Raw genomic sequence first — 19,810 nt, forward strand, 5'->3', positions numbered from 1 at the left:
CGGCCGGATGATGGAGTTGCTACGCGACCGGTGTGCTCCAGCGGGTGGACGCCAGTGCCTTGCGGTAGTCGTCCTGGAGAGCCGACAGCACCGGTCCGGGCTTGCCGTCGCCGACCGTGCGTCCGTCCACCTCGACGACGGGGATGAGACCGCCTGCCGTGCTGGTGAGGAACAGCTCGTCGGCGGTGTACGCGTCGTACAGTTCCAGCTCGGTCTCCTCGACCCGGAGTCCTCTCTCGGTGGCCAGTTCCATGGTCGTCTCGCGGGTGATGCCGCGGAGCACGTCGTTGCGCGGCGTCTTCAGCACCCCGTCGGCGGAGACGAAGACGTTGAACCCCGGCGCTTCGCAGAGGCGGCCGTGCACGTCGAGGATGAGTGCCTGGTCGACGGCGGCGGCCTTGGCCTCGATCTTGGCCATGACCAGGTTGAGGTAGTTGAGGCTCTTCACATGCGCGTCGAGGACATGCCCCGGCGGGCGGCGTACGGCGACGGTCTTCACTCGGAGCCCTGAGGCCGACGACCGGTCGATGTACGGGCGCGCCATGATGATGAGGTTCGGCACGCACCCGGTGGGGTCCATCAGGGGTGTGCCGTTCGAGCCGCGGGTCAGGATCCACTTGATGTAGGCGTTGTCCAGGCCGTTCCGGCGTACGGTCTCCACGATCAGGTCCGTCAGCCGTTCCTGGGTGACGGGGCAGTCCAGGGCCACGGCCGCGCACGACCGCAGGAACCGCCGGACATGGGCGTCCAGCTTGAAGATCCGGCCGTTCCACGCGACCACGGTCTCGAAGACCCCGTCACCGTAGAGCACCGCGTGGTCCAGGATCGATACCGTTGCTTTCGCCTCCGGGACAAACTCCCCACCGACGTAGGCGATTCGTTCGTTGGCGTCCATGAGAGCACCTCGTTCTGGGTCTTCTGAATTCATGACGGGAGGGGTTTCGTTCGCTATGAGGGGTGGCGGCCCGGACGGCCGGCCGAGCGGGACTATTCGCCGATCACGATCATTTCTTCGGTTTCCACGGCGTCCGAGAGGACCACGGGGTCGCCGTCAGTGACGAGGATCATGTCCTCGATCGAGAAACCGCCGTTGTCGGGGTCGATTCCCATGGGTTCGAGCATGACGACCATGCCGCTCTTGTATTCCTCCGGGGCGAACGGGGTGAGTACCGGGAACTCGTGCTGTCCCACTCCGAGGGAGTGGCCGACGAACGGCATGTCGCAGCGCATGCCGCGGCGTTCGTACTCGCGGACGCACGTCGCGTAGGTCTCACGCACCGGGCGCCCGGCCCGCATGGTGTCCATGGCCGCGTAGTGGACCTCGCGGTTTCTGCGCCAGGCATCCCTCAGACGAGGCGGCGGGGTTCCGGCCACCGCTGTGCGGTGGATGTCGGAGCGCCAGCCGCCCAGGGTGCCGCCCATGTCGACGCGGAGCATGTCGCCGCGCTGAAGCGGAGTGTCGCCCGCGACGCCGTTGAGGAGGTCGCCGCGGCCACGGGCGAGCGTGACGAACTCGAGTGTGTCGAATCCTTCGGCGAACAGCTTCTGGATGGCGAGTTGGCGTATTTCCTTTTCGGTGTCGCCGATGCGTGTCTCGGCGTAACACGCGGCCAGTGCACGCAGGGTGGCGTTGGCGCGGCGCTGCAATTGCTGCTGCTCTTCAGGCGACTTGACGGAGCGCATCTCGTGCAGTGCGGGTGTCGCGTCGTCGATCGTCACGCCGGGCAGGGAGCCCGCGAGTTCCTCGTGATATCCGGCGCTCAGATGGTTCTTTTCGACGAGAATCCGCTGATGCGGGAGCCCGCGCTGTTTCAGGGCGTCGACCAGGGCCTCGATCGGCGACTCGCGGTATTCGACGTACACGACCTGCTCGCTGATATGGCGGCTCTGACGCCGGATCACGTCTTCGGTGATGTCCGCGATGACCCAGAACGGTTCGGCGGACGTGTGGAACACGGGCATCAGGAGACGCTCCGGCAGCAGGCGCAGCGTGGGCGGTACGACGTCCGAGACCAGGAAGACGTTCTGCGGTTCGCTGACGATCAATGCGTCGGCGTCGTCGAGGAGTTGGCGGATCGGTCCGTTCAGGAGGCGGTCGAAACGAGTAGTCATCGTCTGGCTCCGTTCTGGGGTGTCGGCGGCTGTGGGCTTTCAGACCGGCCGGTCTCCGGGCCGGACCTGGAGCGTGCGGCTGTCCACGCCGGGCAGCATCTGGGCGGGGTCCCGGGTCACGACGACGTCGACGACCGTCGGTGCGTCGTGGGTCGCGATCGCCTGCTTGAGGGCCGGACCCAGGTCGTCCGGGTGCTCGACGCGGTGTCCGTGGCATCCGAAGTGCTTCGCGAGTTCCGCGTAGTTCGTCTCGATCAGGCTGGCGGACTGGTAGCTGTTCTCGCCGTACACGGCGTGCTGGAGTGCCTTGATGTAGCCGGACGCGGCGTTGTTGACGACGACGAGGGTGAAGGCGGCGCCCGCGCGGCGGGCGGTCTCCAGGTCTCCGACCGTCATGTTGAGGCCGCTGTCGCCGGTGATGCTCACCACGGGGGGAGCGCTGCCACGGTCGGTACGGACGGCCAGCGCCGTGCCGAGCGCGCCCGGCAGGCCGTAGCCGATGGAGGCGAACCCGCGGTCGGCCACGAATCCCCGTCCCGCCCGCTTGGTGTCGTAGAGGAGTCCGGCCCAGTGGCTGGCGAAGCCGCCGTCTGCGATGAGTACGCCGTCTTCCGGCATCGCCTGGTTGAGTTCGCCGACGAGCCGCCCCATGTTGACTGGGACCTCCTCGCTCTCGTAGCGAGCGCGTGCCTCCGCTTCCCACGCCGAGCGGCGTTCGCGCATCTCGCGCCGGTAGGCCGTCCGTTCGTCCGGGGGCGTGGCGGAGCCGAGTGCCGCGGCGAGGTCCGTCAGCCCGGCACGCGCGTCTCCCCAGAGCCCGACGTCGGCGGGCGCCCAGCGGCCGATCTCCTCGGCGACCAAGTCGAGATGGATGAGGGGCGTGCCCGGGCGGGGCAGGGTGTAGCGCTTGGTGGCGATCTCCCCGAGCTTGCATCCGACCACGAGCAGGCAGTCCGAGGACTCGATGAGTTCGTTCGCGTACCGGCTGTACCGTCCGAACAGACCCGCGGACAGGTCGTGCACGCACGGGATCGCGCCCTTGCCGCTCAGCGTGTGCGCGACCGGGGTCCCTGTCTCTTCGGCGAGGTGCAGGAGGGCGTCGTGTGCGCCCGAGAGGTGTACGCCGCCACCGGCCAGGATGAGGGGGCGGCGGGAGCGGGCCAGGAGCGCCGCCGCCCGTTCCACGTCGGATGCGTCGGGGCGGGGCCGCCGGGCCGGTACGCGTGCGGTGGCGGCGTCGGCGAAGAACTCGTCGGCGGCGAATGCGTGCTCGGCGTGCGCGACGTCTTCCGGGACGTCGAGGACGACGGGGCCCGGGCGTCCGGATGTCGCGACGGAGAAGGCCCTGCGGACCAGTTCGGGAATGCGCTCGACGGCCTCGACGCGGATCAGTTCCTTGACGGCCGGCCGCAGGATCTCGACCTGGCGGGCCTCTTGGGTCATGTTCTTCCAGGAGTGGCCCCGGTGGGTGTTGCCTGTCAGCGCGATCAAGGGGACGCCCGCGTTGAGCGACTCCACGAGTGCGGTGACGAGGTTGGTCGCCCCGGGGCCGAGGGTGCCGTCGCAGATGCCGGGCCTGCCTGTCAGCCGGGCGTAGGCGTCGGCTGCGAACGCCCCGACCCGTTCGTCGTTGACCAGGTGGTGTTCCATCCCCAGCCGGCGAATGCCTTCGTAGTACGGGAGCAGTTGGAAGCCGGCCATGCCGAATATGGGGCCGGCGCCGTTGATCCGGAGCATCTCCGCCAGCGCCCGCCCGCCGGACATGGCTTGGTCGTCCGAGGACGGCATGTGAGTTGTGTGGTCCCTGTTCTCAGCCGTCGCGTTCATCCGGCACTCCTGTCCCAGTGTGTTGATCCTGTAGTGACGCCAGTACGAGGTCGACGAACTTGGGTGTGGGCATGCCCGCGCGGGCGCCGAGGCGGGCGGCGGCCTCGTTCCGTGCCGACAGCACGCCGTCGTCGTAGGTGGAGCGCCCGTCTCCCACTCGCGCGGAGGTGGCGGAGACCGTGACCGCGGCTATGCCGCGCGCGTCCAGTGCCGGCAGCCGGCTCAGCCCGGCTCTGTCCCGGCCGATCCCGGCGTCGTTGAAGACGGCCGCGATGGCCGCCGTGCGCAGTGCGGTCCTCGGTGCCCCTCCGAGCAGTCCGCCGTGGGATCCCGTGACCAGCACGTCTCCTTCGTCGGCGGCGCCGGCCAGCGATGCGGAGTCCAGTGCCCAGACGCGTGGGCGGCCGTCACGCAACAGATGGCGGGCCTCTTCCGGCTGCGGTGCCAGGACCGGTGCGGTGGACGCCCCGGCGAGGAGACGCACCGCTTCCTCGCACCGCATGCCGGTCGTGCATCCCAGCGCGCGGGCAGGTGAGTTGGCGTACGAGATCCTTCCGCGTCGGAACGTGTCGCGGCCGTCTCCGATACGGGCGGTCTCGTGGCTTACGGCCGCCGCCGGCACGTCGAGTTCTTCGAGATGGTCGAGGCCGCTGACGCCCGCTCGGTCCCGGCCGACGCCCGCGTCGTTGAACACGATCGCCCGCACCTCGAACCGGGCGGCCAGCATTGCCGGGTAGCGCCCTCCGTGGGAGCCGACGACCGCCACCGTTGAGCCGTGGCACCTGCCGAGTTGCGTGGCGCTGTCGACGATGGTCAGGTCGTCGGCGTACGGCGGCTCGCCGCTCACTGCTCCTTCCCCGGGGTTGCCGGCGCGCGGACGATCACGGAGGTCAGCAGTGCCGCGACCAGGATGAAGATGCTCATCACCACGAGCCCGAGCCGGGTGTCGCCGGTGAGGTCGCTCAGCAGGCCGAGTACGTACGGTCCGACGAGACCGCTCACGTTGCCCAGTGAGTTGACGAACGCGATGGCCACGGCGGCGAGGGCGCCCGCGAAGACCGTTGAGGTTCGTGCCCAGAACAGCGGGCTGGCCGCTTGTGTGCCGCCCGCAGCCAGGCACAACAGGACCAAGGCGAGTATCGGCGAGTCCACGAGCGTGCTGCCGAGCAGCGCCAGGCCGCCGACGACCAGGCAGCCGATCATGTGCCAGCGGACGTCGTTGGTACGTGTCGAGGAGATGCCGACCGCCACCATGGCGACGGCGGTGAACGCCCACGGCACCGCTGAGATGAGGCCCGAGCTGACCGCGCTGACCTCGAAGTGCTCCTGGACGACGGTCGGAAGCCAGTACGTGATCGTCCAGAACCCGATGATCATGCAGAAGTAGAGCACCGCGTAGATCCACGTCAGCTTGGAGCGCATGACCTCGGCGAGTGCGCCGCGCCGGTGGGTGTCGCCAGACCGCGCGGCCTGCGCGTGCCGCAGCAGGTACTCCCGCTCGTCCGGGCGCAGCCACTTCGCGTCCTTCGGGCCGTTGGGCAGCACCAGGAAGACGAGGATCCCGAGCAGGACGGCCGGCAGGCCCTCGATGAGGAAGACCCACCTCCAGCCCGCCAGTCCCAGGACGTCGTGCATCAGCAGGATCGCGGACGTGATCAGGCTCGTGAGGGCCAGGCCCACCGGCACGGCGACCTGGAAGGTCGAGTACGCACGGGCGAAGAGGCGGCCGGGACACCAGTACGTGAGATACAGGATGATCCCCGGGAACAGACCGGCCTCGGCGGCGCCGAGCAGGAACCTGAGGATGTTGAGCGAGACCGGGCCCGAGACGAACATCAGGCATATGGTCAGCAGCCCCCAGGTGATCATGATCCGCGCGATCCAGATGCGGGCCCCGAACTTGTTGAGCGCCACGTTGCTGGGCACTTCGCAGAGCAGGTAACCGAGGTAGAACAGGCCGGCTGCGAGCCCGAACGCGCTGCCGCTCAGGCCGAGATCGTCCGACATCGGTGATGCCACGACCCCCAGGTTCGCCCGGTCCATGAAGTTCACGAACAGGGTCAGAACGAGCAAGGGGAAGAGGCGCAGCCCCAGCCTCCTGAAGGTCCTTCGCTCCAGGTCAAGGTCTTCCTCGGGTGGTGTCGCCGTGTACTCGGCCGTCATTGGTTCCGTCCCCTCGCTGCGGCAGCGCCGGTCGGTGCCGTGCCGCCCATCGAGCCATGTGGTTCCGCATGACGGTACTGAGTTTCGAAATCGTGTCAAGGTGTCGAGTCGAAGCAGTGCTCGCGGACGCCTCGGGTCGTCGCCGGAGGAGAGGCTGGGGGAGAGGTCGGGGGAGTGGCCGGGTCAGGGAAGGCGAAGCGGCATACTGGCCAAGCCCCGCCGGGCGGAGGGTCGCTCAGGTTCGGCAAGCAGGCACACAAATTGCGAGGGATGCTCGATGGAGTCAGTCCAGAGTGTTGAGCGTGCGATGGCGATTCTCGCCTCGCTGTCACACGCCGACCGCGACGGTCGAAGGCTGATCGACATCGCCGCCGACACCGACCTGCGAAAGGCGACCGCGCACCGGATTCTCAACACGATGGCCCAGGACGGGCTCGTCGCGCAGGACGAAGTGACTGGGCGTTTCCATCTGGGATTCGGACTCTTCGCGCTGGGCTTCGCGGCAGTGAATCGGTATGGGCTCATCGATCTTGCGAACGACTCGATACTGCGCCTGACGACGGAGTCGGAAGACACGGTGTACCTGTCTGTACGCAATGCGACCGAGGCGATCTGCGTGGATCGTGCCACCGGGGCGTTTCCGATCAAGACGCTCACCCTCCGTGTTGGCGACCGCCGCCCGCTCGGCGTCGGCGCGGGGAGCCTCGCACTGCTCGCGTGGCTGCCGGGCGAGGAAATAGAACGCATCATCGAGGCGAACTCTTCGCGATTGGAAAACTACGCGAGCTTCGACGCAGAAACCCTGCTCCGGCTGGTCGGTGAGAGCAGACGCCGCGACCACACCTTCAACGACCAAATGCTGATCCCGGGAATGCGCGCCATCGGCGTCCCGGTGATCGGCAAAGACGGCAGAGCGGTCGCGTCACTGAGCATCGCCGCCATAGCGTCGCGCATGGACAGCAAGCGCCGTACACGGCTGGCCCGCCTGCTGTCCGAGGAGGCCGAGACAGTGGCAAAACGCCTTGCCGAGGCGACGGACGGCCTGACCGAGTCCAGCATTCGCCGATTGCTCCCCGACCTGACGTAGAACCCCAAGTCGACGCCGACACCGACGCGGGCCCGACCGGTGCGGGCCGCGCTCGCGGCCGCGAACGGGACCACACCGGGAGAGCTCGAACCAAAGCAGGTCCGGCAACGGTTGAGCGCACGGGACGCGATCCTCTCGCTGGCGTAAGGCCAAGGGCCGGGTAGTGCCAGGTGGCCGTCGGCGGGACAGGCGACGAAGGGTCCTGGCACGCCCGGACCGGTGGCGCCGGCGATCGCCTGGAGACGGCGACGCCGGCGCGGCTCCGGCGGTGGACCCTGGCGCTGAGGCTGCCCATGGAGGGCCATATCGTCACCGTCTACGAAGAGTTGGAAGATCTGTGGACGAGTCGTGTGCCTCCACGTTCCACCCTTCGGGTCGCCGTCTACCAGTACCGCGACCGCCGTGAAGGGGTGATCGCCGGGCGGCCGTGGCTGGCAGCCCCCAGTGGCGCACCCACACCCACACACCGCGCGGTGCAGTCCCGGCAGGTCGCCGACTCGCTCACCAACCAAGAGCTTCCCCGCCCGGGTTGGGCGCGGCGGGGTACGGGGCCGCAGGCGACACCACTGCTCGCCGAAGCCACCGTCCATCCGGCTGGCATGGCGTTGCGCGGTTCGGGCGCCTCAGGGCCGACCAGAGCTGAGCGCCAGAGCTTCCCGTCGCAGTGCAACCCTCCGGGAGCGCTACCAGTCTCATGGGTGAGTTGTTCAACTTCCCCTGTATCGAGGCACCGATCCCGACCGTCGCCATGTGAGCGAAGGACACCGCCGATTCTCTGGAAGTGGAGCAAGTCCCATCCCTGACACAGAGCGCCTTGGAAGGCCTCATCTCGAGTGTGGAGGCGGTCTACCCGAACAGTTACTTGACAAGTCTCTTCAAGAACCGGACCAAGTGCCGGGAGCTCGTTCACAGGGTGCGCGCAGGGCAGGAGGGCACCAACAGCGCCCAGCCAACCTGACGAGGGATGGGTCAGCGACTTACGTGACGGCGGGTGCGGCGTTACTGAGGTCGAGCCGCGTTCCGCCGTGCGCAAGCGGGATCGCAGCAGCAGAGCATTTCCTCGCAGCTGTAGATGTGGCATTGGCCGACGGTGCCGCTGCGTAACACCTGGCTGGCACGGTGGCTCAGCCGACTCGGCGTGCGTCGCAGGCTGACTGAGCCCAGCGGTAGTAGTGCTGGCGGGAGCCTGAGCACCTGGCACGCAACCGCGACAGGGATGTTGTCGGCGGCGAGCTTTCCCACGAGCGGGTAGCGGTTTTCTGGATTCGGCCGCTCGAAGCGGGCGTTGACCTGATGCGAGTGGCCGGTGAGTCTGTTCCCGGTGACTCAGGAGGGGCGCCGAGGCGCCAACGGCAATCTGGATCAGTCCAGCAGGTGGTTCGGGTCCATGTGTCTCTTGAGGACGCCCTTCAGCGCTTGTACCGGGGGGTACGTAGCGTTCGTAGGCGTCGAGGTTCTTGCGGCCGACGCCGTGCTCGGTCGAGAAGGTGCCTCCGAACTCACGTACGACCGTATCGAAGACGACCTGCCGCAGCCCGGCCATCGCTGCGACGTTCACCGAGCTGATCCCGGCCGACGTCCGGGTTACGGGAATCGGCATTCCGTACTCCCTGGTCAACGCGGGATTGGGCGACACGGCGCCGTTGGTCAGCGCAGCCTTCATCGATGCAGGGCATCCCGATCTGATCGCGGTGTACGTCAGCGTCGTGATGCTGGTGGCCGGCCTCTTCTGGGTCACCATGCCGGAAACCCGTGACCGCTCGATCGACGCGGAGCAGGGCCCGGCCACGGAGCAGCGATGACCTTGAGGCCACCAGGCCGACCGACAACGCTCCGGCGCCCCGCGACGAGGGACGGGAGGTGAGTTCCGTGATAGCACACACGGGCGGCTGACGCCCCGGCCGCCCTTGCGGAGCCCGCGCTGCCCTTTCCGGAGCGCCGGCTCACACCGTTCCTGCCCCTGTGAGGCAACGCCGGGTTTCTGGTCATGGGCCGCGGCGCCGGCCCGCTCGCCCAGTGCCAGCCGTAGTAGGGGGATGCCCCTCGCTGTCACGTCGGGCGGCGGTGAACACCCGCCCGTATTGGACGGGTGCCGACGACCGGGCGTACCGAGCGTTCGTACGCGGGTCGAACTCAGCCGTGTGTCCGGCGACTAGACCGCGCAAGCCCGGCAGAAGATCGACCGTCCCTGTGCGTCCCGCAGCGCGGCGACGGCGGCATCTGTGCACGTGTCTGTGCCGCACGCCCTGGAGTGAGGAGGCTGTTTCATCGGAACGTGATCCGTGAGGAGGCCGAGATGGACAGACGTGGGGGCTGGAGCAGTAGGCAGGGTTTCGGTGAGGGGGCGGGCCGATGTCACGGCCAGATGCGCAGCAGCAGCGGCGGCCATGCGGGGCGGGCCGGTCTTGCGGCGGATTTGGCGGGGGAGTTCGGGGCGGAGTTGGTGCGTGCGTTGCGTGCGGGGCTGGCTCCGGGCCGGGCTGGTGCATACGGTTCGCGTGGGCCGTCGCAGCTGAGTTGGTATGCGTTCGCGGTGAATTACGCACAGGCGCACTGGTTGGGGCGGGCAGCGCACACGCGGCGGGAGAACAGCGAGGCGCTGGCGGCCATCACCCGGGCGATGTTGCTTGACCTGCCGGGTCGCCCCGAGGAGTCGCTTCTGCACCGTTCGCTGCAGGGATGGGCTTTCGTCGTACCGGGGCCCCAGGAAGGCGAAGTCCCCGCACAGGCACGGTTGGTACTGGACTGGGTAGCCAAGGCGTCCCGGCCGTTGATCGACCTGCACGACCCTGCGGTGGCCCGCGGCGTGCTTGATGCACTCCGCCGCAAACGCGACGGCACGGCCGCGGCCCGGGAAACCTGGCGGCGTAAACGGAAGGTGCTGGTGAGCGCTTTGTACTACGCCGTCGAACAGGGGGAGTTGGGTAGTCATCCGCTCGACAACATCCGGGCCGGGACCTCGCGGCAGGTGACCACGGTCGACCCTCGTGTTGTCGTCAACCCTCAGCAGGCGCGAACACTGATCACCGCCGTCTCCTACGTCGGCACCTATCACCGGGCCCGTGGGCGGCGGCTCGTCGGCTTCTTCGCCGGCATGTACTACGCCGGACTGCGTCCGGAAGAGGCAGCCGGGGTCGTAGTCACCGACTGCGTGCTGCCCACCAACGGTTGGGGCCGGCTGGTCGTCAACCGGGCCCTGCCGCAGGTGGGCAAGAAGTGGACCGACAACGGGCGCCGCCACGACGAACGGGGGCTGAAGAACCGCCCGGCAGGCGAGACCAGGGTTGTGCCCCTTCCCCCGCACCTCGTCGCCCTGTGGCGCGAGAGCATCAACACCTTCGGGGTCGCTGAGGACGGCCGCCTGTTCTTCACCGAGCGCGGCGACATCATCGGCTCCACCTCGTACTACAGAGTCTGGAGCGAAGCCCGCGCGCTCGCACTACCGCCGCAACTCGTGGCGTCTCCGCTCGCCGCGAAGCCTTACGATCTGCGGCACTCGGCCCTGTCCACCTGGCTGTGCTCAGGAGCAGACCCGGCTGAGGTAGCCCAGCGCGCCGGCAACAGCATCGACGTTCTCCTCACGCGCTACGCGAAGTGCCTGTATGACCGGCAATCCATCACAAACCAGCGCATCGAGCACCTCCTGCGTGCCTACGATCCGCCTTCTCCGGACGATGAAACGGATGCCGCTTCGCCTGAGCAGTGACCCGCCAAACCGTGCGCGTTTCCCTAGCGTCGACGAAGATGCGCTGGTGAAGCCACTGATGGCTCTCCGTGCAGCAGAACTGTAATCCTCGCGGCCGTTCAAGGGGTGGCTGCTATGTGCTGGGCGCCATTGAGTGCTCTGAGCTGGTCGGATGCCCACAAGGAAACGTCACTGTCGGCCGCGACTTACGCGCGTCCCCAAAAGGCAAACGGTCCAAGAACCGTTTGCCTTTTGGCATGAGCACAATAGACTCTGACCCGCATTTCTGCTGGTCAGGACCCTTAATCTGAAGTACCCCCGGCAGGATTCGAACCTGCGCACACGGCTCCGGAGGCCGTTGCTCTATCCCCTGAGCTACGGGGGCTCGTCGCGCCAGTGGCGGCGACAGGAGGAACAGTACCAGCTTGGTCGTGGTGCACCGGAACCAGGTTTCCGGCGTGAGGGGACCGTGGACGAGTGTGCGGAGGCGGTGTCTCGCAGGGGTGGAAAAGGGCAAAAGCCGGACGCCGGGGGAGGGGTGTGCCTAGGCTCATTGTGTGCCAGGTATGTCCGGCCGGGTCCTTGTCGTGGACGACGACAAGGTCATCCGGGAGCTGATCAAGGTCAATCTCGAGCTGGAAGGCTTCGAGGTGGTAACCGCTGCCGACGGCGTCGAGTGCCTGGACGTCGTGCAGGATGTGCGGCCGGATCTCGTGACGCTCGACGTCGCGATGCCGCGCCTCGACGGTCTCAGGACCGCCGAGCGCCTGCGCTCGGATCCCCGTACGCGCCACATCCCGGTCGCGCTCGTCAGCGGGCACACGCAGATCGACGGGGAGGACGGGCAGGGGCCGCCCGTGGACGCGCTGTTGGCGAAGCCCTTCGAGCCGTCCGAACTGGTGCGCATGGTGCGGCAGTTGGCGGGTCTTCCAGAGGACGGGGAGCCGCGGCCAGGCGATGCGGACGAACAGGAGCCGGCCAGGTGGCCCGCTCGTCGCTGACCGGGCAAGGACGAATCACCGGGTAGTGACGAATAACCGGGCAGTGACGATTCACCCCGTACTCCCCGTACTCCCCGCACGCCCGCTCTGCACTCGGCCACAGCCCCAGACGCGGCCTCGCGATGCCCGCGGACCGCGTACGCGCCCCCGGATGCCGCTCCGCGCCCGTCCGGTGTGGAATCCCGTTCGCGTCGCACCCGCCCCTCTCCCATACGCTTGCTCTGTGACACCCGCCCAGCTCTCCCGCACCGTGCTGCAAGCAGTACGCCGTGCCGCGCAAGACGGTGAGCTGGGGGAGGTACGGGGAGGCGCACGGCTGGCACAGCGCGTGACCGTCGAGTCGCCGCCGCGGCGCGGGACCGGGGACTACGCCGTGAGCGTCGCCTTCGGGTTGGCGGCAGCCACGGGCATGGCGGCGTACGACGTGGCGAAGGTGCTGCGTGCGCGCCTTGAGCGGCAGGACGGGATCGGCTCCGTGGAGATCACCGGAGGCGGCTTCCTCAACGTCACCCTCGACGACCGGGCGCGGGCCGAGCTCGTGGCGGAGCTGTCCCGGCGGCACCGTGAGGACGCGAGCCCGGATGCCACAACCACCGGCACCCCGGCCACCGGCACCCCAGCAAACGACGTCCCGGCCACAGACACCCCCGCCACCACAGACACCCCCGCCACCGACATCGCCCGCTGGAGCGCGGTCACCGGAGACACCCCGGCGGCGCTGGCCGTACGGACGGCGCAGGCGAGCACCCTCTTCCGCGTGCAGTACGCGCACGCTCGTACCTGTGCGCTCTCGCGGAACGCCCGTGACCTCGGCTTTCGAGGCGAACCGCAAGCAGCGGCCGAGGCCGGGGACCCGACGGGCGGAGGATCCGCGTACGGGCCGAGCGGCGCTGCGCTGCTCGCGCTGCTCGCCGATCACCGGCGGGTCAGCGAGCAGCCGGATCCGGCGCGCCATGCCCGGCACCTCGTCGCGGTGGGCGACGCCTTCTTCGACTTCCACGACCAGTGCCCGCCCCTGCCCAGCGGTGACGAGAAACCCGGGGCCGCCCACCGTGCCCGCCTGGCCCTCGTCGAGGCCACGGGGACGGTGCTGGCAGGCGGCCTGACCCAGCTCGGCGTCAGCGCACCCGCGCACCTCTGAGACCGGAGCGAGCCCCCGAGCCCAGCCCTCCAGGTCTCGAGCCCGACCGGCCCGTACAGACACTCAGACCCCTCAGACCTCTTACACACCTCAGGCTTCGAACACCGCGAAGGACCACGATCAGCGTGAACACGAACCGTCCGACGAACCGCTCCAGTGAGAGCGAGGCCGCCGCATGAGCCGCTCCGCGCACCCCGCAGGGCCCCGGTACGCCGATGTGCTCCCGGAGGGGCACTACACCGCGCCACCCGCCGACCTCAACGTGCTCGACCCCCGCGTCTGGCCGAAGACCGCCGCCCGCACCACCGCCGGCTCCGTCACCGTCGGCGGCCTCGACGTGAAGGATCTGGCCGAGGAGTTCGGCACCCCTCTCTTCGTACTCGACGAGGCCGACTTCCGTGCCCGCTGCCGCGCGTGGCGCGACGCCTTCGGTGAGGACGCCGACGTCTTCTACGCGGGCAAGGCCTTCCTCTCCCGCGCCGTCGTGCGCTGGCTGACCGAGGAGGGGCTCAACCTCGACGTCTGCTCCGGCGGCGAGCTCGCCATCGCGCTCGCCGCGGGCATGCCGCCCGAGCGGATCGCGCTGCACGGCAACAACAAGTCGTCCGCGGAGATCGGTCAGGCCGTCGAGGCGGGCGTCGGGCGCATCGTGCTGGACTCCTTCCAGGAGATCGTCCGCGTCGCGCACATCGCCGAGCGGCTCGGCCGGCGCCAGCCCGTCCAGATCCGCGTCACGGTCGGCGTCGAGGCGCACACGCACGAGTTCATCGCGACGGCGCACGAGGACCAGAAGTTCGGGCTCGCGCTCGCCGGGGACCAGGCCGCCGAGGCCGTACGGCGCGTGCTGAAGCTCGACAGCCTGGAGCTGATCGGCATCCACTCGCACATCGGCTCGCAGATCTTCGACACCTCGGGCTTCGAGGTCGCGGCGCACCGCGTCGTCGGCCTGCTCGCCGACATCCGGGACGAGCACGGCCTGGAGCTGCCCGAGATCGACCTCGGCGGCGGCCTCGGCATCGCCTACACCCCCGAGGACGACCCGAGCGAGCCGCACGACATCGCCGCCTCGCTCCGCGAGATCGTCGGGCGCGAGTGCCGCGGCGCGGGCCTCGCCGTGCCGCGGCTGTCCGTGGAGCCGGGCCGGGCCGTGGTCGGGCCCTCGGCCTGCACGGTGTACGAGACGGGCACGGTCAAGGAGCTCCAGGGCCTGCGTACGTACGTGAGCGTGGACGGCGGCATGTCCGACAACGTCCGCACCGCGCTCTACGACGCCGAGTACAGCGTCTCGCTCGTCTCCCGGACCTCCGCCGCCGAGCCCATGCTCTCCCGCGTCGTCGGCAAGCACTGCGAGAGCGGCGACATCGTCGTGCGGGACGCGTTCCTTCCGGCGGACCTGGCTCCGGGGGATCTGCTCGCCGTGCCGGCGACGGGCGCGTACTGCCGCTCCATGGCGAACAACTACAACCACGCGCTGCGGCCGCCGGTCGTCGCCGTACGGGACGGAGAGGCGCGGGTGATCATCCGGCGGGAGACGGAGGAGGATCTCCTGCGACTGGATGTCGGTTAGCGAGACATTCGTCCCACATATTGGAACGAGCGTGGAATCTCCGTACCGGTACGTGAGACTGACAGCACTGGAAATGACGAGAGGCGAGGTCGGATGATGCGTACGCGTCCGCTGAAGGTGGCGCTGCTGGGCTGTGGGGTCGTCGGCTCAGAGGTGGCACGCATCATGACGACGCACGCGGACGATCTCGCAGCTCGCATCGGCGCTCCGGTGGAGCTGGCCGGCGTCGCGGTGCGCCGTCCCGACCGCGTACGCGAGGGCGTCGATCCGGCGCTGGTGACCACGGACGCCGCCGCGCTCGTCCGCCGCGAGGACGTCGACGTCGTCGTCGAGGTCATCGGCGGCGTCGAGCCCGCCCGCAGGCTCATCACCACCGCGTTCGAGCACGGCGCGAGCGTCGTGACGGCCAACAAGGCCCTCCTCGCGGAGGACGGCCCCGCGCTCCACGAGGCGGCCGAGAAACACGGCAACGACCTGTACTACGAGGCCGCGGTCGCCGCCGCGATCCCGCTCGTGCGGCCCCTGCGCGAGTCGCTGGCAGGCGACAAGGTCAACCGCGTCCTCGGCATCGTCAACGGCACGACGAACTTCATCCTCGACCGGATGGCCTCCACCGGCGCCGGCTACGGCGAGGCCCTCGACGAGGCCACCGCGCTCGGCTATGCCGAGGCCGACCCGACCGCCGACGTCGAGGGCTTCGACGCCGCCGCCAAGGCCGCGATCCTCGCCGGGATCGCCTTCCACACCCGCGTACGCCTGGACGACGTGCACCGCGAGGGGCTCACCGAGATCACCGCGGCCGACATCGCCTCGGCGAAACGCATGGGCTGCACGGTGAAGCTGCTCGCCATCTGCGAACGGGCCGCCGACGGCCGCTCGGTCACCGCACGCGTGCACCCGGCGATGATCCCGCTCAGCCATCCCCTCGCCAACGTCCGCGAGGCGTACAACGCCGTCTTCGTCGAGGCGGACGCCGCGGGCCAGTTGATGTTCTACGGGCCGGGTGCGGGCGGCGCGCCCACGGCCTCGGCCGTGCTCGGTGACCTCGTCGCCGCGTGCCGCAACAAGCTCAACGGGGCCCGGGGGCCCGGCGAATCGGCGTACGCGCAGCTTCCGGTCTCGCCGATGGGCGAGGTCGTCACTCGCTACCACATCAGCCTCGACGTGGCGGACAAGCCCGGCGTCCTCGCCCAGGTCGCCACCACGTTCGCGGAGCACGGCGTCTCCATCGACACCGTCCGCCAGCAGGGCAAGGACGGCGACGCATGGCTCGTCGTCGTCACGCACAGCGCGCCCGACGCGGCGCTGAGCGCGACGGTCGAGGCGCTGCGCGGCCTCGACACCGTGCGCGGAGTCGCCAGCATCATGCGCGTCGAGGGCGAATGAACGGGACCGCCAGCAGGGCCCGGCCACAGGGGAATCGAGGACAGTGACCACCATGGAAACCGCAGCACCCGCCACCTCCCGCCAGTGGCGCGGCGTCATCGAGGAGTACCGCGACCGGCTGCCCGTCGGCGACGCGACGGCTCCCGTCACCCTGCGAGAAGGCGGCACTCCGCTCGTACCGGCGCAGCTGCTCTCCGAACTCACCGGCTGCGACGTCCACTTGAAGGTCGAGGGCGCCAACCCGACCGGCTCCTTCAAGGACCGCGGCATGACGATGGCGATCACGCGGGCCAAGGAGGACGGAGCGCAGGCCGTCATCTGCGCGTCCACGGGCAACACTTCGGCGTCAGCGGCCGCGTATGCCGTGCGTGCCGGAATGGTCTGCGCCGTCCTGGTGCCGCAGGGCAAGATCGCGCTGGGCAAGATGGGGCAGGCGCTGGTGCACGGCGCCAAGATCCTTCAGGTGGACGGGAATTTCGACGACTGCCTCACCCTCGCCCGCGGCCTGTCGGAGAAGTACCCGGTGGCGCTGGTCAATTCGGTCAATCCCGACCGCATCGAGGGGCAGAAGACGGCCGCCTTCGAGATCGTCGACATGCTCGGGGACGCCCCGGACGTACACGTACTGCCGGTGGGCAACGCGGGCAACATCACCGCGTACTGGCGCGGTTACAGCGAGTACCTCGCGGACGGGCCCGCGACGCGTGCGCCGCGCATGTGGGGCTTCCAGGCCTCCGGAGCCGCTCCCATCGTGCGCGGTGAGCCCGTGAAGGACCCGAGCACGATCGCCACCGCCATCCGCATCGGCAACCCGGCGTCATGGGGGTTCGCGGAGCGCGCGCGGGACGAGTCGGGCGGCTTCATCGACGCTGTGACGGACCGTCAGATCCTGCGCGCCTACAAGCTGTTGTCGTCCCGGGAGGGCGTGTTCGTCGAGCCGGCCTCGTCCGCGTCGGTCGCGGGCCTGCTCCAGGCCGCGGAGCAGGGCAGGCTGGAGCCGGGGCAGCGCGTGGTGTGCACGGTCACCGGCAACGGCCTCAAGGATCCCGACTGGGCGGTGGCCGGCGCGCCGCGTCCCGTCACGGTGCCCGTCGACGCGGACGCCGCGGCGGAACACCTCGGCCTGGCCTGACGGTTCGCCCGGACCGGCGGCGGGAAGCCATCCCGTGACACCGGAGCGTCACCCGGCGCAGAGAACTGCGAGAGCGAAGACGGAACAAGAGGGGAACGAAGGCGGAAGCGGGGAGAGGTTCCCGGTCGGAGACCCGGGGCAAGGGAGCGCGTAGCCGCTTGCGACACGCATCGTGCGCCTCCCGTGCGCCCTGTGTCGCCACTGAACCTTCCTTCGATAAGCTTGCGTTCATCCCACTCCCCGTACGTATTCCGGGGCATCCCCTCGTCCTGCCAGGGAAGCCCCACCCGGTCCGCCGCGCCCGGGGCGCACAGGGGCCGTGACCCCTCCGGCGCCGCCGCCGCGGTCCATGGGAAATCGCGTCAACAATCCAAGGAGAGTCATCGGGAGATGGCCGGTCCCGCGTTCCGCGCCGCAGCTGTCCGCGTGCGCGTTCCCGCCACCAGCGCCAACCTCGGCCCCGGCTACGACGCCCTGGGCCTCGCGCTGGGCCTGTACGACGACGTCGTCGTACGGGTCGCCGACTCCGGCCTGCACGTCGACATCGCGGGGGAGGGCGCCGAGACCCTGCCGCGCGACGAGGACCATCTGCTCGTGCGCTCCCTGCGTACGGCGTTCGACCTGCTCGGCGGCCAGCCGCGCGGTCTGGAGGTCGTCTGCGCCAACCGCATCCCGCACGGGCGTGGCCTCGGCTCCTCCTCCGCGGCGATCTGCGCGGGGATCGTGGCGGCACGCGCGGTCACCACGGGCGGCGAGGCCAAGCTCCACGACTCGGCGATGCTGGAGCTGGCCACCGAGATCGAGGGCCACCCCGACAACGTCGCGGCCTGTCTGCTGGGCGGCTTCACGCTGGCCTGGATGGACGCGGGAGCCGCGCGCGCGATCAGGATGGAGCCCGCGGAATCCGTCGTGCCGGTGGTCTTCGTGCCTCCCGTGCCGCTGTCGACGGAGACGGCGCGCGGTCTGTTGCCCCGTCATGTTCCGCATGTGGACGCGGCGTTCAACACCGGACGTGCCGCGCTGCTCGTGGAGGCGCTGACCAGGCGCCCCGATCTGCTGCTGCCGGCAACCGAGGACCGGCTGCACCAGGAGTACCGGGCGCCGGCGATGAAGGAGAGCGTGGAATTGGTGAACCGGCTGCGGGCGGACGGCGTCCCAGCTGTTGTCTCGGGTGCGGGACCCACGGTGCTCGCGCTGCCCGAGGGCCACGGAGCCGCCGACAAGGTCGCGAAGCTCGCAGGTGAGCAGTGGACGGCGAACAGGCTGAGCCTCGACACCGCGGGAGCGAGCGTCCTGCCGCTGAAGGCGGACGGTACGGACCGCGGCGCATCCCAGTGACGTGTACGGCCTGAACAGCACGCGAAGGCCTCGGAGGGGCCGATGATCGAGGAGAGGGGGAATGTTTGTTGGGTCCGGTAGTGTTAACCTCAAGTCAGTGCTCGCAGTCTCGCGGTCCACACGTGAAACTCTGTGGTGGTCCGTAGAGTGCAGTGCTTGAGTGATCCCTCAGGGCAGAGGCCCAGGATCGCCTCTTCCTCCAGGAGCCTCCCACGCTGCTTCGCGTTGCGAAGCAGTCCCGAGCACGCTCCGGAGCCGACGTGGAGGACGCACATTCTCCTCGCACGTCGAACCATGAATTGATCTCCCCGCCACACATCCAGGCGGGAACCACCGTTTCGGCCAGGTCCGCGCGTACAGGACCATCGCCGGACAGCACGACCGGTCGCCGAGCCAGACAGGCCGACGTCCGCTCCAGGGAAGGACCCTTTGTGAGCGACACCACCGATCTGATGGGCGTGAACGCCGCTCCTCCTGAGTCCGATGGCTCGGGTGGCACCTCCACCGGGGGTGCCCCTGTGGAGAAAGCCGACGCGCCTGCCACGGACGCTTCTGCCGCGCCTGCCTCGGGTGCTGCGCCCAAGCGTCGGCGCTCCGGCACCGGGCTTGAGGGCATGGTGCTCGCCGAGCTTCAGCAAGTTGCCTCCGGTCTCGGCATCAAGGGCACCGCGCGTATGCGCAAGAGCCAGCTGATCGAGACCATCAAGGAGCGGCAGGCGGGCGGGGGTTCGGCCTCCGGCGCCGACGCGCCGGCCGGCAAGGACGGGGCCTCCGCCGGGGAAGGCGAGGACCAGTCCGCCGCGAAGCCGAAGCGCCGTGCCACGTCCCGGGCGCGCACGGGTGAGCCGGGCGCGGACGACGAGCAGGACGCCCAGATCGACATTCCGGGACAGCCCGCGAACGAGGAGAAGGCCGGCGGCGGCGACCGCCGCGGCCGCCGTGAGCGCGGCGAGGGCGGTGGCGGCAAGGCCGAGGCCGCCGTGGACACCGCCGAGGGGAAGACCGAGGGCCGCGGCGACGGCGGACAGCAGTCCAAGGGCGACGGCTCCCGCGGCGACCGCGGCGACGGCCGTGGCGGAGACGGCCGCGGCGATGGCGGCGGCCGGCAGCAGCAGGACCGCCCCTCCAAGCGCGACCGCCAGCGCGGCCGTGGCAAGGGCGGCGACGGCGGCGGCCAGAACCAGGGCGGCGGCCAGAACCAGAGCCAGGGCGGCGGCCGGCGTGACGACGACGACTTCGAGGGCGGCCGGCGTGGTCGTCGGGGTCGTTATCGGGATCGTCGGGGGCGTCGTGGTGGGCGTGAGGATGCGGAGCCGCAGGTCGCTGAGGATGATGTGCTGATTCCGGTGGCCGGGATCTTGGACATTCTCG

General features: G+C 69.5%; 15 protein-coding genes and 1 tRNA gene. 10 read left to right on the forward strand and 6 right to left on the reverse strand.

The annotated features are described in order from the left end of the window. Window positions 1-19: 19 nt before the first annotated feature. The 5 genes from ilvE to QQM67_RS04350 form a co-directional block, all read right to left on the reverse strand. Window positions 20-895 (reverse strand): branched-chain-amino-acid transaminase, encoded by an 876-nt coding sequence (gene ilvE, locus QQM67_RS04330; RefSeq protein ID WP_314172162.1) that lies wholly within the window; start codon window positions 893-895, stop codon window positions 20-22. Between the two features lie 92 nt (window positions 896-987). Beyond that, on the reverse strand, window positions 988-2,112 hold the full coding sequence (locus QQM67_RS04335; RefSeq protein ID WP_314172163.1) for a Xaa-Pro peptidase family protein: 1,125 nt from the start codon (window positions 2,110-2,112) through the stop codon (window positions 988-990). A gap of 39 nt (window positions 2,113-2,151) precedes the next feature. Next, window positions 2,152-3,939 (reverse strand): thiamine pyrophosphate-binding protein, encoded by a 1,788-nt coding sequence (locus QQM67_RS04340; protein ID WP_314172164.1) that lies wholly within the window; start codon window positions 3,937-3,939, stop codon window positions 2,152-2,154. Then, window positions 3,923-4,786, reverse strand: a complete 864-nt coding sequence (locus tag QQM67_RS04345; RefSeq protein ID WP_314172165.1) for a hypothetical protein — start codon at window positions 4,784-4,786, stop codon at window positions 3,923-3,925. The genes QQM67_RS04340 and QQM67_RS04345 overlap by 17 nt, the downstream gene beginning before the upstream one ends. Beyond that, entirely contained in the window at window positions 4,783-6,102 is a 1,320-nt protein-coding gene (locus QQM67_RS04350; protein WP_314172166.1) for an MFS transporter, read from the reverse strand. The genes QQM67_RS04345 and QQM67_RS04350 overlap by 4 nt, the downstream gene beginning before the upstream one ends. Window positions 6,103-6,379: 277 nt before the next feature. Here QQM67_RS04350 and QQM67_RS04355 point away from each other — a divergent pair, with 277 nt between their 5' ends. From QQM67_RS04355 to QQM67_RS04365, 3 genes are all read left to right on the forward strand, one after another. After that, window positions 6,380-7,189: an IclR family transcriptional regulator gene (locus QQM67_RS04355; RefSeq protein WP_314172167.1), complete on the forward strand. Its 810-nt coding sequence runs from the start codon at window positions 6,380-6,382 to the stop codon at window positions 7,187-7,189. A 1,457-nt stretch (window positions 7,190-8,646) separates the two neighbouring features. Beyond that, the gene (locus QQM67_RS04360) at window positions 8,647-8,991 is read left to right on the forward strand and encodes a hypothetical protein (RefSeq protein ID WP_314172168.1); all 345 of its coding nucleotides are present in this window, start codon (window positions 8,647-8,649) and stop codon (window positions 8,989-8,991) included. Window positions 8,992-9,554: 563 nt separating this feature from the next. Further along, window positions 9,555-10,895, forward strand: coding sequence for a tyrosine-type recombinase/integrase (locus QQM67_RS04365; protein WP_314172169.1), 1,341 nt, complete (start codon window positions 9,555-9,557; stop codon window positions 10,893-10,895). 292 nt (window positions 10,896-11,187) lie between these two features. Here the strand turns inward: QQM67_RS04365 and QQM67_RS04370 are convergent. Beyond that, window positions 11,188-11,259, reverse strand: a tRNA-Arg gene (locus QQM67_RS04370). Between the two features lie 181 nt (window positions 11,260-11,440). Here QQM67_RS04370 and QQM67_RS04375 point away from each other — a divergent pair. From QQM67_RS04375 to QQM67_RS04405, 7 genes are all read left to right on the forward strand, one after another. Further along, window positions 11,441-11,875: a response regulator gene (locus tag QQM67_RS04375; protein ID WP_314172249.1), complete on the forward strand. Its 435-nt coding sequence runs from the start codon at window positions 11,441-11,443 to the stop codon at window positions 11,873-11,875. A gap of 223 nt (window positions 11,876-12,098) precedes the next feature. Then, on the forward strand, window positions 12,099-13,016 hold the full coding sequence (locus QQM67_RS04380; protein ID WP_314172170.1) for a DALR anticodon-binding domain-containing protein: 918 nt from the start codon (window positions 12,099-12,101) through the stop codon (window positions 13,014-13,016). A gap of 175 nt (window positions 13,017-13,191) precedes the next feature. Next, complete coding sequence (gene lysA, locus QQM67_RS04385; protein WP_314172171.1) at window positions 13,192-14,583, forward strand: diaminopimelate decarboxylase; 1,392 nt, start codon at window positions 13,192-13,194, stop codon at window positions 14,581-14,583. Window positions 14,584-14,676: 93 nt separating this feature from the next. Continuing rightward, on the forward strand, window positions 14,677-15,969 hold the full coding sequence (locus tag QQM67_RS04390; RefSeq protein WP_314172172.1) for a homoserine dehydrogenase: 1,293 nt from the start codon (window positions 14,677-14,679) through the stop codon (window positions 15,967-15,969). A 52-nt stretch (window positions 15,970-16,021) separates the two neighbouring features. After that, on the forward strand, window positions 16,022-17,101 hold the full coding sequence (gene thrC / locus QQM67_RS04395) for a threonine synthase (protein ID WP_314172173.1): 1,080 nt from the start codon (window positions 16,022-16,024) through the stop codon (window positions 17,099-17,101). A gap of 390 nt (window positions 17,102-17,491) precedes the next feature. Continuing rightward, complete coding sequence (thrB, locus tag QQM67_RS04400) at window positions 17,492-18,439, forward strand: homoserine kinase (RefSeq protein ID WP_314172174.1); 948 nt, start codon at window positions 17,492-17,494, stop codon at window positions 18,437-18,439. A 431-nt stretch (window positions 18,440-18,870) separates the two neighbouring features. Further along, a partial coding sequence (locus QQM67_RS04405; RefSeq protein ID WP_314172175.1) for a Rho termination factor N-terminal domain-containing protein occupies window positions 18,871-19,810 on the forward strand: 940 nt, incomplete at its 3' end.

Source organism: Streptomyces winkii (assembly GCF_032248595.1).
Lineage (GTDB): Bacteria > Actinomycetota > Actinomycetes > Streptomycetales > Streptomycetaceae > Streptomyces > Streptomyces winkii.